Here is a 13,815-nt window from a genome sequence, read left to right as displayed (position 1 = left end):
CCACAAAGTGGTCTTCTTTGAAAAGTAGATGCGCCCAAAGTCGGTATTTGAGTTTGTGAAGTGACACAGCATTAGAATTGTTCAGTAGAAATCCGCATGTTCCACAACTTTGTATTGAATTTGTATTTTGTATTTTTTTGTATAAGTGTGGTTATTTTTTTGTAATCGATTAATCAAAAACACATTTTTTGGATTTCTCTAAATTTTCAGTAAAAACCTATGGTTGAGTTTCGTGCCTTGGGTGTCGTTGACAAATTCTCGAATAAGGAGATTATAGACGCCGCAATAATTCAGTAACGGAGTTCCCAAAACGCAAAAAACCGATCCAGAGAACTGAACCGGCCAATTACGTCGCTAATGCGAGATGTCTTACAACTCCTCCTTTAGCACGTTGCCCAATTGAAGGCAAGCACTGCGTGTCAGCACGCCACGGGTGAGCTTTGCCTAATTCATGCGAAGGAGAGGATCATGATGAATCCCGTCCGCAAAGTCGTGTCTCGGAGTAAGGGACGCGTAAACGGTTATTACTACAGTCGCAAAGTGCGGCGTCTCTTGCCGTGGGAGTTCTCAACTTGAGCGAGACGCTCTCATTGTTGTTGATCTCATGCCGGAAGTTGACCAGGTCGCTGTTCAGCCCTTCAAGCTCGTTTATCAATGCGACGGTCGAGACCGGATCTATTTTCCGGACATTTTGATTCAGGGGAGTTTTGGCGAGACGGTCATTGAGGTTAAGGCCTCTGGCGAGCTACGGAAACCAGATAACCAAAAGCGGTTCCCATTGATCGAAGCTGCATTGGCTGAAAATGGCTATCGTTTCGAAATATGGACAGAACAAGACATTCGACGAGAGCCAAGACGGAAGAACTTGGGGCTTCTGAGTGCTTATCGTCTATGCGAGCCACCCGCTGTAGACAAGAAGCAACTGCAATCACTGTTCCTAGGATGTCCCCAGGTATCGATACAGGAGGTTGCTGACCTCATTGGCGGAGATGCTGATCTAGGCGATGTACTGCTGCTTGTTGCCAGTGGACAGCTGAAAATTGATCTAGATGCGCGAATTGGACTGAGCACTCCTGTTGAATTAGTTCGAGGAGGACTTGGCCAATGACCAGATTTCAACTTCCGGAAGGATCGCGTATCGCTCTCGATGGAGCGCAATACAAGGTCGTGGCGCGAACAGCTGGGGGCGAAATACACCTCAGCCATCTTGAGACAGGTGAGCCAATGATGGTTCCCACTCAGGACATTGTAAGAGCAATTTATGACGGTGAAGCAGAAATTATCAGAGCTTCAAGTGATGACGTCCGCCATAAGCTCGTCTCTTTCGATGCATTCAGTATACGAGATCGTGATGAAGCCAGAAGGAAACTCAGTTTTGTTCAAAAAGTCGATGGTGTTGCAAAGGTCGCTAACCTCAACCAGGCAGTAAATGACGTAATCAAGAGTTGCCATAGAGCTAAATTATCCGCGATCCCTTCGAAGAGAACGTTGGTTCGTTGGTATGATGCTTGGCAATCCAGTGGTCGTGATATTCGTTCTTTATTGCCCAGACATTGTCTTAAGGGACCTCAAGATGGTCGCGCTGATAGTCGCCTTAAAGCAATTATGTGGGAAACCACGCAAGAGGACTACCTCAAGCCTGCGAACGCAAGTGGTACTGATGTTTACAATAGCGTGCTGCGCCAGGTTGATAAGGAAAACCGTAGCCTCCCCGTTGGCATGAAGCTAAAGGCTCCCAGTCGAAGGACAATTTATCGTTGGCTTGGCAAATTAGATCCCTATGAGGTTCTAGCAGCTCAAAAAGGGACAAATATTGCCGATCAAACGTTTAGACCGGTTGGGTCTGGCATTCTAGCATCTCGTCCATTGGAGCGTGTAGAGATAGATCATCATCTGATTGATTTGCTCGTTGTCTATCCAAATGGGGATGTGCTGGGCCGTCTTTGGGTGACCTTAGCTTTGGATGTGTACAGCCGCATGGTGGTTGGTTTCGATATCAGCCCGGAGGCACCGTCTTATCGTTCGATTATGCGATGTCTCAGAAATGCAATAACACCTAAGGACGCTTTCCTTAAGCGTGTCGTTGAAGAATTCAACGCTCAAGTACTTCGGGACTTGCGTGTTGAGTTTGAGAACGAATGGGTTTGCTTTGGTTTGATTGATGTCTTGGTCGTTGACAACGGACTAGAGTTTCATTCTCAAAACCTACTTGATGCTGCGGGGCAGCTAGGAATTTCGGTTGAGTACAATCCAAAGAGGGCTCCACGCTATAAAGGGAAAGTTGAGCGGTTCTTTGAAACACTAAACTTGAAACTCATCCATAAGCTGGACGGCACTACGTTTTCAAACCCTCTGGAGCGTGGTGAATATCCAGCAGAGAAGAATGCAAAATTAACCATTCAGGATCTGATGCTCTTGATCACTAAGTTCGTGGTCGATGAGTATCATCATTCATATCACGAAGGTATTCGTGATTGCCCGATCCTAAAGTGGGAAAAGGGGACGAATGCTTATCCTGTACGTCTTCTGAGTAACCCTAAAGACCTCGAGGTTCTCACATCCTGCGTTGAGACATGTACATTGTCTCGCACTGGTGTGACGTTGCTAAATCTGCAATTTCAATCTGATGCTATTCAGATGCTGTATCGGCGACTGATGAGCGGAAGTATACGGTTGCCCAAGAACCCCAAAGTTAAAGTTAAGTTTGATCCAGAAAATCTTCTGACCGTGTATGTTGAGGACCCGGATAACCGAGTTTTCCTGCCGGCTAAATGTAGGTTTGAGACCTATGCAGATGGCCTATCTGTGTGGCGCCATAAAATGATCCGCAGTGTTGTTTCCAAGGAAACAAATGGCGCGCGAAAGCACTCGGAAGAGACTTCTCCTTAGCGCTCGCGTCACGACCTTCGAGCTTGCTCGGCAACTTAAGTCGAGTAAGCAGAAGGCTACACGCAAAAGAGCACATCGGTTCGCGAATGAGGAAGTCACTGCTGATGTTGTGACCAACTTGGAAGGCGTCTCAGGTGCCAAAGAGCTCAATGACACGCCTTTGGAGGGTTTTGACTTCTCAACTGACGAGATCGTAGCGGAGATCGAGCGCGCACAATGGAAGTCAACGTCTCCGTCCCGCGGAACGGGAGGCGACAATGCATGAAGTAGGTTTCCTTAATGACGAGCAAGCCAATGGATTGGCTACTTTTCAAAACCAGAGAATTCATCACAGTCAGTTCCAGCATGCAATCGCTCGGATAACCAACTTTCACAGGTCTGGTACACGTGCATATGCTCCGGGCATTATGACATTTGTTGGTGAAACAGGTGCGGGAAAATCCTCTATCATCGAGAGTTTTTGCACTACAGCCAACCGTGGAGAAGATACCAACCGAGTTCTGTCAATTATCATACCGCAAAGCTGTACAATCAAAAATCTGGCGTCCCGTATTCTGCACGCGTTAGGAGATCCTTGCGCGAGTATGGGGACACGAGAGTTGATGGAGCGACGGATCGCGCGGTTTGCGGACCATGCCAGTGTTAGCATGCTCATTTTCGACGAGTTCCAGCACCTGACTAATAAAGGCAGTCAAGCCCGTCGCTACGATGCGGCAGATTGGTTGAAAACTCAGCTTGAGATCTTGCGTAGGCCAGTGCTGTTCGTAGGACTTCCGGAAGTCAACGATATCTTTATGGTGAATTCTCAGCTTGAAACACGGAGGCGTGGGAGGGTTGAGCTGCGCCCGTTTGACCCCTCAACGAAGGGTGGTGCAAAAGAACTCTTGATGTTGTTCCATTTTTTGAACCAAGAGCTGCCCTTACCCGATCCGTCAACCTCAGTGCTCAAAAATACCGATGTTATGTTGAGGTTGGCCCGATCTTGCAAAGGGTTAATTGGCTACATCACAAAGGTCATCTATCGATCCGTTGAAATTGCACTGTTGAGCGGTAGTCGGACGCTTACTAAGCAGCATCTTGCGGCGGCTCTTTCTGAGTTAATGGAGGCTGCTGATGGGCTAGACACTAGGGCGGCGCGACCGCTGTTGCCGGAAGACAAAAAAGCAACTGGAAGAATTGTCCGTCGTCAACAGAAAGGACTTTATGATGGTCCGTTCTAAAGCAGTCCCCATTATTTCAGCGCCCCTTAAAGACGAGAGCTTAATCGGTTACCTAATCCGAATTGCAGGCATCAATGCATATGCGAGTTCGGCATGGACGTTAAAGCATGCAGGACTTAGCTATGCGAAAACAAAAGCTTCGACATGGAAAAGCGGGCTGCCAGAGCTGGCTTCGATCCTTGGGCAATCTGTCGAGGCAATTAGTACACTAGCGCCTTTGATTACGTTTGAAGGTAATCATTCGAAGGTGGAGTTGCCCAATGGAGAGGTGGTATCTCGATACTTTCTTAAATGGCCAACCAAAGCTATCTGTTCTCAATGTGCTCGGGAAAATGGCTATCTCTCAAGTCTTTGGGACCTGCGGTTAGTCACTCATTGCCCGAGACACGGCTACAAACTACGTGATGCATGCCCAGTATGTGGAAAGGTTGTAAGGTTTTACCGAACAAGCATCGATTTTTGTGAGTGTTCGAGTGTCAAAGCTGATGCTGATCAGTCAATATCCGAGCCTCACATCGGTTTGCTTCGATTGATTTCAAACAAGTACTCAGCAACGAATTTTGATCTTTCACAGTACGGGTTTCCGGAAAGTATACAGCGGGCATCGTGCCGTGAGGTTTTAGAGACGATTGAGTTGCTTAGGGCGTCTCTCCAGCATCGTGTAGATGCTAATGGTCGTGGGTATCATCGCGTGAATGAAGAAAACACAGTTCTTCATGTTTCTTCTGTTGCGGGAGCCCTTACAAACTGGCCCGATGGGTTCATTGGCTATATCGGGAAAATGATAGCTCCGCCGGATTGGTACTCTAAGAGCAATTTTTTCGCCTACGGTCTTGATATGCTGTACCGTACCTGCACAGCACGAAAAGATAGCTTTCCAACCATTTATGAGGGTTTCGAAGCCTATCTGAGTTCTGTAGCAAAGGGGTGTGCTTCATACGTCCAGAATGCTGTGGTTCCTAGGTCATGTTGACAAACTTCTGAGCCACAAGCGAACCGAACTTATGTGAATGAAGCCGAGATAGCTTTCTGCGGTTTTATCGTACCGGGTTGCCAAGCGTCGTGAGCATTTGAGCTTATTGAAGCAACGCTCAACGCGATTTCGCAAAGCATAGGTTATAGCATCGACCTCGATTGGCACTTTTCGATTGGTTTTACCTGGAATAACAGGGATGCCGCCCCGCAGATCGATCACGTTACGAATATGGTCGCTGTCATAGCCTCTATCAGCCAGAAAAACCTTGGCTTTCGGCAGGTCAGTATCCACTAGAATATCGAAGCCCTTGAAATCAGAAACTTCTCCGCCGGTTATTTCCGCCCTGACAGGCAGTCCGTGAGCGTTGGCAATGAGGTGGATCTTGGTCGTAAAGCCACCTTTTGAGCGGCCAAAACCTTCTTTTTGAGTCCCCCTTTTGCGCCTGCGGCCAAGTGATGAGCCCGGATCACAGTGCTATCGATCATTTGAACCTGATCTGGCATGGAGCCACTTTCATTAAGCGCTTCAAGCATCAACTCCCAAAGTCCCGCCAACGTCCACCTTCTGAATTGACGATAGACACTGGACCATTTGCCGAATTCTTCGGGCAGATCCCGCCACGGCGAACCAGTTCGCGCAATCCAGAAGATGGCGTCCAGAACGCGGCGATGATCTAAAGCTCGACGGCCACCACGCCCACGTATCGCCAAGAGAAAAGGCTCAAAAAACGCCCATTCCGCTTCTTCCATCAACAATCGCGCCAAGGAAACCTCCGTAAAAGTTACCTTGAATCACATTACAGATCTTTAGGGAATCCAGTTTGTCAACATTACCTAGTCCTGGGCGTCACAAGTGGCTTGTTAGTTCTTCCGATGCACGTGACGTGTTAAAGGCAAGCCGCGCAGGAATAGATAGGCTGATCGGAAAAGGCCTCCTCCATACAATAACGATACGAAGAGGTCGTCGTGTTGATCGCTTGGTTACTATCGAGAGTCTTGAAGCGTATAAAGACTTGAGAAAAAGGCTCATTAGCATCGGTGCTGCAGCTTATATGCTCTCAATATCTCTTTATACTTTGAAAGGACTCGTCAAAGCAGGCTTTGTAACACCGTTTCATTCACCAGACTTGGATGGGAGCCATTGTTGGCGATTTGACCAAGAAGTGCTTGCGGGGTTTCTTTATGAGTTGGAGAGGAACGCCGGTCTCGCAGAAGTTATGTCTGTGCAGTTAATTGCTGCGGTGCGGAAGTACAATAGGCAAGGACTCTCATACATAAAGCTTCTGGAAATGATCAGGGATGGTGAGGTTGAGTTGTTGATGTACTCCCAAACTGAGCGGGGATTTTTGAAGTTTGGAGTGGATCCCGAGACACTCAGAAAGCTTTTCAGTGACGAAGATCCACTGGCACAGGCTAAATCCGGTGCCGTTGCGTCATGTTTGAGAGGCGGGTGAAATGATTGAAAATCAGACGTATCCCTTTTTGCGTTCTCTTCTTTGGCAAGGTGACAGAGAACGGCATCTGAGCGATCAAGATATGCTCAGCGTATACGAGAGAGGTTGGCGCTTTCGTGATGTTCTATCTCTCTTAGGGTTTGACGAAATTGCGCATGTGAAGCAATTGGCATCGACCTATGGATCTTGGCTCGAACTTGAATGTGAAAGGCTTCTAGTTACGGCCACTAGAATGGGCGTCAACCAACATATTGGGATTGGCCATGCTGCCTCCGACGTAGTCTTCTTGATAGAGGCGCTCCGTGGAGAGTTCATGCTTGATCTGGGCTTGGGATTGTCAGGTCATGCAGCTCTGTTCTCCTCAATCACAGACATCGATGTTCCAGATGAAGTGTCGCTGACCTTAGTTAACTCCCATCAGAACCTGTGGGAGTTTCGAAGAATAGTTAGTGCAGATGGCCCTCAGGCTCTTTTTGATGAAGCGTTGAGTAAGTCATTTGTATTTGGGCAGTGTTGCTTTGATCAAGTTGGTATGTGGGTGAGCATACGTCCCAAGGCTCACGTACCTGCAATCAAGTTCGCTGTGTCTTACGATCCGAGGGACAAAACGCTTCGCGTCGCAGCTTCAAATGAAGGTCAGTCCAAAGGTTTGCCAATTGTTGCGCCGGAAGATGAATTATTATTCGCGGTAATTGATGCTGCAGAATACGGGGCCTCCTTTGAGACAAGTGATATCGATCTTGAGTTGCTTGTTTTGCTTTCGGGATATGTGGAGCAAATCGAGCCTGTTGCGGAAAAAGTTCTAAGTTCCGGGATCAGTCAAATAGAGCTGCAAAACACTCTGGCTCAGTTGTTGAGCATCTCACAGTCATCTCGAACTTCAGAGAAGCTATTTGCAAAAGGGGGAGACCGTTTGAGGGTATTGCTCGACCAAATATCGCTTAGCTGATTTCTAGTGTTGAATGAGCCATGAATTTGGCGCGCAAATATAGCTAAGATGTTGAGTTTGATTGGTTTTCCACTCTTGCGCCCTAAAACAGGTGCGTGAGTGGAAAAGAGCGTTATTTCAAGTGCTTAGTTGTTTTTCTCCCTAGGCGGTGTTTACATTCAGGATTCCCATTTAGCCGAGAATATGATTCAAGACTTTGGCTATATGGAGGTCAGCATGAATGGATCGACAGGAACTAAGTGATGCGCTTTGGGATCGGATGGCTCCACTGTTACCGGGCAAAGCAACAGACCCCGGACGCACGGGGCAGGATAACCGCCTGTTCGTGGAGGCGGTCCTGTGGCTAGCGCGCTCAGGAGCACATTGGCGTGTTCTACCCAAGGAGTTTGGCCGCTGGCACACGGTCTACCAGCGTTTCAATCGCTGGTGTCGCAAAGGGGTTTGGGAGAACCTTTTCAAAGCGTTGAGCGATGACGCCGACTTTGAGTATATCCTCATCGACAGCACCATCGTGCGCGCCCACCAGCACAGCGCAGGTGCCCCAAAAAAAGCGATCAATCCGAAGGTCGGTTTGAAGCTCACGCTCTGGGACGGTCCAAAGGAGGACTGAGTACCAAGGACCATGCCGCTACCGATGCCTTGGGCAATCCAGTACGCTTCATCCTGACGGGAGGCGAGCGTAACGACATCACCCAGACCGAAGGTCTTCTTGAGGGTTTTAAGGCAAATTATGTGCTGGCGGACAAAGGTTATGACGGTCAACGCGCTATGAACGCTATCTCCACGACCGGAGCAAAACCTGTCGTACCCCGTCGAACCACAACAGCACAATGGAGGCCTTTCGACCGAGAACTCTACAAAGAGCGCAACATGATTGAACGTTTCTTCAGCAAAATCAAAAACTTCAGGCGTATTGCAACCCGCTACGACAAACTCGCCAGAAACTATCTGGGCTTCCTGAACCTCGTCGCCGCGCTCAAATGTTGTCAATGAATGTAAACACCGCCTAGGGTCAGCACTCATTAACATTTAACTGATTCAATACCTTAAATATCCATTTGGGAGGTTTAAGATATGAAGCGTGGATTTTGGTTGTCGGATGAACAGTGGGGATTGATCGAACCACACCTTCCGTATCGTGCCGCCGGACGGCGGCGGGTTGATGATCGGCGGATCATATCAGCGATTATTCATGTTCTTCAATCGGGTTGCCGGTGGCAGGATTGCCCCGCCGAATACGGCCTGCATACGACGGTTTACAATCGCTATGATCGCTGGTCTCAAAAAGGCATCTGGCAGTACATGTTTGCGGAGCTGACGTCGGCGTTGGCCTGGGTCCCGGAAGAGATTTCCATCGACAGTACACATGTCAAGGCACACCGTTCTGCGGCAGGCGGGAAAGGGGGGCTTCTGTTCAGGCCATCGGGCATACAAAGGGCGGGCGCAACACCAAGGTTCACGCCATAAGCGACAGCCTCTGCCGACCGCTTGCCTTCTGCCTGACGCCCGGCCAGGTCGCTGATATCTCCGGCCCGGTGATGCTTGCGGGGCATTTGCCCAACGCCCGTTATCTGCTCGCCGACAAGGGGTACGATGCGGACCATTGGCGTGACTGGTTGGTGGGATTAAACATTCAGCCGGTGATCCCGAACCGTTCAAACCGCAAAGCACCACATGCCTTTGACGCAAAGTGTTACAAGAATTGCAATGTCATCGAGCGCATGTTCGGTCGCCTCAAGGACTTTCGCCGTATCGCCACCCGCTACGACAAAAAGACCGAAAACTTCCTGGCCGCCTTATGTCTCGCCGCAATCGCCTGCTTCTGGATTTGAATGAGTTTGGAGTTTAAGTCGCTAATTGGTCTCAAATGGGATGGTTGTGAACAGGAACTTCGCTATGTCTTCTATGATTATCAGCAAGATTGTGAAGTGCAGGTTCATGTGTCCAATTCAATATCTCAAATAATTTGTCATAGTTCGGGGGTATTGCTTTGTTCTTATGCATCGGACGAGCCGAATCACAATTAACGTGTGTTAAGCTGATATCTTCGAGAAAATGGCGCCAGCGACTTTGAGATGCTTCAAGGGCACAACGTCCAAACGAAGAGCTTGGTATTGTTACAATGCTTATGGAAAAAACTGTCCGGAGGCCAAGGCTGGGGGAAGCTGAACCTCCGGACAGTATGCCTTTGACGAAGTGGAAAACGGCTTTGGAGAATGACCAATCCAAGGTTCGTTTTCCAGTTTTGGCCATGACGATGTCGGAAGCAACCAGATCGGCGGAAACGATACTGGTCTAATCGGCATCGGGTGGGGGGATTGTTCTGATGAACAATGGCCACTTCGACGACAGGCATTCGAGAAATCAACGCAATTTTCTTTTTGGAAAGCTGTGCTGAGCAGTTTTCCTGTTGGACGGCATAGCTTCTGCTCAGGCGCTTTTAATTATACGGCTTGGAAAGCGCAGTTTGTTTGTAGGGTACAGGATGCTCGTTCTGAAAACCGATGGCCAACCGGTTCCAAACATTGATCATGCCGATGGCAATGGAGAGCGCAATAAGCTCATCATCGGAGAATTCACGGCGTACCTCTTCGTAGACATCGTCCGGCGCTTCATTGCCTGTAACCAGGGTTAATACTTCGGTCCAGGCTAGGGCAGCACGTTCTCGAGGGCTAAAGAAGTCAAATTTTTGCCAAGCGCCTAATAGAAGTAATCGATTATCACTTTCTCTCAGTTTGAGGATGTCTTCGCCTTGTATGTGCTGGCAAAAAGCACAGCCGTTAATCTGTGAAGCTCGTCTTCGAACAAGCTCGAGAAGAGTGCCGTCGAGGTTATTGGCAAGCCAGATCTCAAGGTTGGCCAAAGCTTTCATGCCGTCATTCTTGCAATCTCGGATATTCAATCGCTTTGTCATGGCTGTCTCTTGGAGTTTGCGGGAGCCGTCATAAGTTCCGCTGTCATTTATGGGATCAGGCGAAAACAGTTCTCCGGAAGCGAGAACAACGCACAGCCCAGAGCGTAAGTACAATGCCAATGAGAGCGGGGAGCGTGACTGCTGGGAAGTCACGAGGAATAACCGAGGGTGAGCAGATGCCAACGGCTACTTCCCATAAATGGAACATAGCGTGGGCGGACAGCCACAGTGTTGCAACTGCCCACATCCCGATGCGACGTTCCGGTTTAATCATGCCGACGGCAAAAGCCACCCCCAGAAATACCTGAATCATACCGATGTCACGGATGAAGTGCTGATTGAAGAAGCCGGTGTCGGTTACGCCAGGAACCAGTTCGTACCATGTCCGTGGTGCCGTAAGCATGAAGATACCATTGGCCGATAGAAATACGCTGTTGAATGCAGCCATGATCAGAATGACAGCCAGCACGGCATAACAATCTTCGTTAATTCGGTTGATTTTTCGATCTTTCATCTTCGTTTCCTTCCACTTATCTGCTGAGCATCCCGATACATTTATTGCGCGGTCCAACCGCCATCGATCGCAAGGGTCGCGCCGGTAATTTGGTCACCAGCAGATGAACAGAGAAATGCAACGGTCTCGCCAAGTTGTTCAGGTGTCACAAAGGTTTGTGAAGGCTGCTTTTCTCCCAATAACTCCGCAGCAGCATCCTGCTGACTGATCTGTTTGCGTGCTGCGATATCGGAAATTTGCTTTTCGACCAAAGGAGTTCGGACCCAGCCTGGGCAAATGGCATTTACCGTCACACCACTACCGGCAGTTTCGAGACCTACAACCTTGGTTAAGCCGACTACGCCATGCTTGGCCGCGACATAGGCAGCTTTGTGAGTTGACCCGACCAGGCCATGAGCCGACGCAATGTTGATGATTTGTCCCCAGCCCTGCTCTTTCATAGGAGGTACTGCGGCGGCAATACCATGAAAGGCGGCTGATAGGTTGAGGGCAAGGATGGCATCCCACTTTTCGACAGGAAAGGTCTCGACCGGTGATGTGAACTGGATGCCAGCGTTATTCACCAGAATGTCTACACGGCCCAGTTTTTCGACAGTTGCTGCAATCAGGCGACGTACCGCAGCAGGTTTTGATATGTCTGCTCCGTCATGTATTACCCGAACAGAGTGATGTCGCTCAATACTGGCCCGAATTTCCTTGATTTCACTGCAGTCACCAAAGCCATTGAGCACGATATCTGCACCCTTGCTGGCCAGCATCCTCGCGATACCAAGCCCGATACCGCTTGTGGATCCTGTAATGATTGCGATTTTGTCCTTCAACATCTTGTGAGTCCTTTTGTTCGATTGTGACGGAGGTTAAGAATGCTTCTCGCGGTGAATGTCGTGGGTGACGGTGCCCTGATCGGGTTCGGGACGCTTCAGGCTGCGAGGGTCTTCCAAAGTGCGGCGAATATCTTCCAAACCGCTCAGCCAATGTTCACGCATTGCCTCGGGGCCAAACTCATAATCCTTTGAGTGACCTTCGAAGGCTTTTGATTGATAAATCAGGTGGACGATGTTGCAGGCCCGTTCCCAAGTAAGGTCGGCAATCGTTTTAATTTCGGGATGGTTTCGTGCTTCTTCCGGAACCTCGGCCATCAGGCGTTGAAGCGCTTTGCGCATTTTTTGCATCTGCAGGGCATGGTTTGTGATTGCGCGCGTCCGACTGGAGTATTGAATATCTTTTTGCCGACTGGCGACATCCATCAGATCGTATGGCAATCGCCCCTTGGCCGACCAAAGATCGACCTGGAATGTCAGGGTGTCACGTCGGGGTTCGCTGTTTAGGACCCGGGAGAGCGGAGTGTTCGAGACCATTCCGCCATCCCAGTAATATTCTCCGTCAATCTCCACTGCGGGAAAGCCGGGTGGTAAAGCGCCTGATGCCATAAAGTGTTCGGGTCTTAATTGGCGCTCTGCGGTATCGAAATAGACAAGGTTGCCGCTCCGGACGTTTACGGCGGCGACGCTAACCCGGGTTTCGCCCGAGTTCAGTCGGTCGAAATCGACCAACCGCTCCAGTGTTTCGCGCAGTGGTGAGGTGTCATAGAAGCTTGTTGCTGTATCACCCGAAAATACCGAAAGGAAAGGAGGAGGGAAACGTGGTTTGAAGAAGCCGTTTTGCCCGACAAGTAGCGCGCGCATGGCGGCAGCATTATTCAAGGCAGGACGCATGTCGAAAGCGAAAGGCATATTACCTGCAAGAGCTTCGGTTGCCGACCAGTTGACAGGTAGCGAACAAATTGTTTCCCAGAATTCACGCAAACGCTCGACGCGATTGGATTCCGACGATCCGGCAATTATTGCGGCATTAAGAGCGCCTATGGAAATACCGGCTAGCCATGTCGGACGAATTCCAGCTTCGTGCAGACCTTCGTAAACACCTGCCTGATAAGCGCCAAGTGCACCTCCGCCCTGCAGCACAAGGGCAACTTCATCATAATGCGATATTTCAACCGGTTCAGAGTGAGGACGGGTTTGTTTCTGCTTTAGTCCGATCATTGAGGTTTTCCTTCATCTCGTGTGATTGGCTGTTGCTTCAGACTAGGTAATCGTGAACGACGGTCCCCAGACCAAGCGTCAGGTCGGCAAGCAGGTGTTTGGCGGACAGCACTTCAAGAACAGGGAGATCCGCGACGGGAGCCAATGCGTGAGGACATAGATTCAAGCTCGCGGGACCTGTCCAAGCACCCTTTACTGTCACGTCTTCGAGGTAGTACTCCACCAGTTCACAGATGCGTGGGTTGCCATCGACATGGGGGATGACCTTAAGCAGGTAATTCGGTGCACTTAGTCCAGTGGCCTCGGTAGCAGGATTAAGTGGACGGTGTTTATAACCCATCGTTCCAGTGGCAATACGGACTGAGCCGTAGTCCAGGGTGCCGACCAGTGTATCGGTTTCGACTGCCAATGAAGGTTGCGCCAGTTTCTTCGGGAAACCCCATATTTCACGACCTCCGGCAATCGGCGGATGATCATTCAGGAACATCTGATGGGTATAGCTGCCAGCTTTGCCGTTGTAGCGTACCGGGATAACCTGTCCGCTTTCGGTATAGTTCCCGAAGCCCGTCGAGTCCGGCATGCGAATGAACTCGTAGTTCACGATTGGTTCGATAATTTCCAATGGTTCCGGAACGATACAGCGCAGCACTGTGGGGTCGGTCCTGTAGCGAATGATTAAGTATTCGCGATTTACGAAGCGATAGGGCCCGGGTGGATAAGCTGGACTGACTGCGGGCATAGAAAAGGCGCTCTGTCGTATGGTTGCGTCATCCATTATTTTGTCCTCTTGTGATGCTGTCTTGACTGTGTTGAGGCCGAGGTTTCGCTGGATCTGCAAAGTTGCCAGTACCTGTATCT

13 protein-coding genes and 1 pseudogene are annotated in these 13,815 nt (G+C 49.6%); 8 read left to right on the top strand and 6 right to left on the bottom strand.

The genetic code is table 11. The annotated features are described in order from the left end of the window. Positions 1 to 604: 604 nt before the first annotated feature. The 4 genes from AC0VXT_RS16355 to AC0VXT_RS16340 all read left to right on the top strand — a co-directional run bounded on the left by AC0VXT_RS16355 (position 605) and on the right by AC0VXT_RS16340 (position 5,082). Positions 605 to 1,108 (top strand): TnsA endonuclease N-terminal domain-containing protein, encoded by a 504-nt coding sequence (locus tag AC0VXT_RS16355; RefSeq protein WP_475546272.1) that lies wholly within the window; start codon positions 605 to 607, stop codon positions 1,106 to 1,108. Beyond that, a complete protein-coding gene (locus tag AC0VXT_RS16350; RefSeq protein WP_475546271.1) occupies positions 1,105 to 2,889 on the top strand; it encodes a Mu transposase C-terminal domain-containing protein in 1,785 nt (594 codons plus the stop codon). The genes AC0VXT_RS16355 and AC0VXT_RS16350 overlap by 4 nt, the downstream gene beginning before the upstream one ends. Before the next feature lie 257 nt (positions 2,890 to 3,146). Then, positions 3,147 to 4,109, top strand: coding sequence for a TniB family NTP-binding protein (locus tag AC0VXT_RS16345; RefSeq protein WP_475546270.1), 963 nt, complete (start codon positions 3,147 to 3,149; stop codon positions 4,107 to 4,109). Beyond that, positions 4,093 to 5,082 (top strand): TniQ family protein, encoded by a 990-nt coding sequence (locus tag AC0VXT_RS16340; protein WP_475546269.1) that lies wholly within the window; start codon positions 4,093 to 4,095, stop codon positions 5,080 to 5,082. The genes AC0VXT_RS16345 and AC0VXT_RS16340 overlap by 17 nt, the downstream gene beginning before the upstream one ends. Here AC0VXT_RS16340 and AC0VXT_RS16335 read toward each other — a convergent pair. Next, positions 5,074 to 5,834, bottom strand: a protein-coding gene (locus AC0VXT_RS16335) for an IS5 family transposase (RefSeq protein ID WP_475548551.1) whose coding sequence is annotated in 2 segments (ribosomal slippage) — positions 5,074 to 5,525 and positions 5,525 to 5,834 — 762 coding nt in all. Because the reading frame shifts where the segments join, the coding sequence is not laid out codon by codon here. The genes AC0VXT_RS16340 and AC0VXT_RS16335 overlap by 9 nt on opposite strands. Positions 5,835 to 5,905: 71 nt before the next feature. On the opposite strand from AC0VXT_RS16335, the gene AC0VXT_RS16330 reads away from it, so the two are divergent. The 4 genes and pseudogenes from AC0VXT_RS16330 to AC0VXT_RS16315 all read left to right on the top strand — a co-directional run bounded on the left by AC0VXT_RS16330 (position 5,906) and on the right by AC0VXT_RS16315 (position 9,319). After that, positions 5,906 to 6,538, top strand: coding sequence for a hypothetical protein (locus AC0VXT_RS16330; RefSeq protein WP_475546268.1), 633 nt, complete (start codon positions 5,906 to 5,908; stop codon positions 6,536 to 6,538). A gap of 1 nt (position 6,539) precedes the next feature. After that, the gene (locus tag AC0VXT_RS16325) at positions 6,540 to 7,487 is read left to right on the top strand and encodes a hypothetical protein (RefSeq protein ID WP_475546267.1); all 948 of its coding nucleotides are present in this window, start codon (positions 6,540 to 6,542) and stop codon (positions 7,485 to 7,487) included. Positions 7,488 to 7,707: 220 nt separating this feature from the next. Further along, positions 7,708 to 8,480: pseudogene (locus AC0VXT_RS16320) on the top strand (IS5 family transposase). A gap of 81 nt (positions 8,481 to 8,561) precedes the next feature. Beyond that, a protein-coding gene (locus AC0VXT_RS16315) for an IS5 family transposase (RefSeq protein ID WP_475546266.1) occupies positions 8,562 to 9,319 on the top strand; the annotation gives its coding sequence in 2 pieces (ribosomal slippage) (positions 8,562 to 8,894 and positions 8,897 to 9,319; 756 coding nt in all). A 608-nt stretch (positions 9,320 to 9,927) separates the two neighbouring features. Here AC0VXT_RS16315 and AC0VXT_RS16310 read toward each other — a convergent pair. Genes AC0VXT_RS16310 through AC0VXT_RS16290 form a run of 5 tightly spaced genes read right to left on the bottom strand, consistent with a single transcriptional unit; the run spans position 9,928 to position 13,732 of the window. Further along, on the bottom strand, positions 9,928 to 10,401 hold the full coding sequence (locus AC0VXT_RS16310) for a carboxymuconolactone decarboxylase family protein (protein ID WP_475546265.1): 474 nt from the start codon (positions 10,399 to 10,401) through the stop codon (positions 9,928 to 9,930). 55 nt (positions 10,402 to 10,456) lie between these two features. Beyond that, positions 10,457 to 10,915 carry a hypothetical protein gene (locus AC0VXT_RS16305; RefSeq protein ID WP_475546264.1) on the bottom strand — a complete coding sequence of 153 codons (459 nt, stop codon included), beginning with the start codon at positions 10,913 to 10,915 and terminating at the stop codon, positions 10,457 to 10,459. Positions 10,916 to 10,956: 41 nt separating this feature from the next. After that, the gene (locus tag AC0VXT_RS16300) at positions 10,957 to 11,739 is read right to left on the bottom strand and encodes a 3-hydroxybutyrate dehydrogenase (RefSeq protein WP_475546263.1); all 783 of its coding nucleotides are present in this window, start codon (positions 11,737 to 11,739) and stop codon (positions 10,957 to 10,959) included. Between the two features lie 33 nt (positions 11,740 to 11,772). Continuing rightward, a complete protein-coding gene (locus AC0VXT_RS16295; RefSeq protein WP_475546262.1) occupies positions 11,773 to 12,957 on the bottom strand; it encodes a DUF3734 domain-containing protein in 1,185 nt (394 codons plus the stop codon). Positions 12,958 to 12,994: 37 nt separating this feature from the next. Then, positions 12,995 to 13,732, bottom strand: coding sequence for an acetoacetate decarboxylase (locus AC0VXT_RS16290; RefSeq protein ID WP_475546261.1), 738 nt, complete (start codon positions 13,730 to 13,732; stop codon positions 12,995 to 12,997). Positions 13,733 to 13,815 lie beyond the last annotated feature (83 nt).

Source organism: Thalassospira sp. Z349TD_5, assembly GCF_056173045.1.
The sequence above is the reverse complement of the archived record's forward strand: the minus strand, read 5'-3'. Positions and strand labels throughout refer to the sequence as shown.

Coding starts and splice junctions, on each gene's coding strand:
- AC0VXT_RS16355 (WP_475546272.1), top strand. CDS start 605: ATGCCGGAAGTTGACCAGGTCGCTGTTCAGCCCTTCAAGCTCGTTTAT.
- AC0VXT_RS16350 (WP_475546271.1), top strand. CDS start 1,105: ATGACCAGATTTCAACTTCCGGAAGGATCGCGTATCGCTCTCGATGGA.
- AC0VXT_RS16345 (WP_475546270.1), top strand. CDS start 3,147: ATGCATGAAGTAGGTTTCCTTAATGACGAGCAAGCCAATGGATTGGCT.
- AC0VXT_RS16340 (WP_475546269.1), top strand. CDS start 4,093: ATGATGGTCCGTTCTAAAGCAGTCCCCATTATTTCAGCGCCCCTTAAA.
- AC0VXT_RS16325 (WP_475546267.1), top strand. CDS start 6,540: ATGATTGAAAATCAGACGTATCCCTTTTTGCGTTCTCTTCTTTGGCAA.
- AC0VXT_RS16310 (WP_475546265.1), bottom strand. CDS start 10,401: ATGACAAAGCGATTGAATATCCGAGATTGCAAGAATGACGGCATGAAA.
- AC0VXT_RS16305 (WP_475546264.1), bottom strand. CDS start 10,915: ATGAAAGATCGAAAAATCAACCGAATTAACGAAGATTGTTATGCCGTG.
- AC0VXT_RS16300 (WP_475546263.1), bottom strand. CDS start 11,739: ATGTTGAAGGACAAAATCGCAATCATTACAGGATCCACAAGCGGTATC.
- AC0VXT_RS16295 (WP_475546262.1), bottom strand. CDS start 12,957: ATGATCGGACTAAAGCAGAAACAAACCCGTCCTCACTCTGAACCGGTT.
- AC0VXT_RS16290 (WP_475546261.1), bottom strand. CDS start 13,732: ATGGATGACGCAACCATACGACAGAGCGCCTTTTCTATGCCCGCAGTC.